The sequence below is a fragment of the Pseudoalteromonas sp. 1181_04 genome, assembly GCF_052850545.1.
The window spans coordinates 1-674 of the sequence record NZ_VXCS01000087.1 but is presented as its reverse complement, the minus strand read 5'-3'; the positions used below and the strand labels follow the sequence as shown (position 1 = coordinate 674).

At 40.5% G+C, this 674-nt stretch carries 1 pseudogene; it reads right to left on the bottom strand.

The window, feature by feature from the left end:
- Positions 1–370: 370 nt before the first annotated feature.
- Positions 371–674: pseudogene (locus tag FW757_RS23145) on the bottom strand (DUF2931 family protein); the annotation flags it as partial.

The following is a 674-nucleotide window of genomic DNA, read 5'->3' as shown; positions in this document are numbered from 1 at the left end:
TAACAGACTAATAAGAAGTAATTTTATGAGGTTGTCCATAATCTATATCCATTTATTAGTTGTGATTGCCATTGTGTGCTGAGCTCTGCTTGCGCAGGCTGATTATAACAAAGCGCGAGCTGTGGTTTTTAGTGGTGAATTCAGCGTCTTCTTCAGGGCCATGAGCTACGGGCTGCCTCTGCGAATACTTTATAGAACATAAGCTTAGGGTCGTGGCTTTACTACTTATTCTCACGCCATTGAGCTTGCCCAGAGCCAAGCTCGTGTAGAACACGTCCAGTAAACCCGGCTGATGGTGTATTTGAAATCCAAACCTTTATCTCACCTGATTCACCCATACCAACTATTAAATATGGGTAAATATCAGTTTCTACTTCGCCTGTAGGTAACTAAATCGAGGTAATTTACTGGCTAATTTATAACCATTTTTATCTATTGCCACTTCACCAAAGTAAATTCTATTTTCTGACTTATCTAACCATTCAACGGCGACTTTTTCTGGGAATTTTTGATCGTAAACGCCACTTGTTTTACCGGCACTTTGCCAGCAACAACCAAGGCTTCCCATAGGAATACCCCAACTATTATCAAAAGTAATTGATTGCACCCAAATTTCATTACCCTTTTGTGTCGCACCGCCTGCAACCATGTAATCAATTTTACCTGTAGACGAA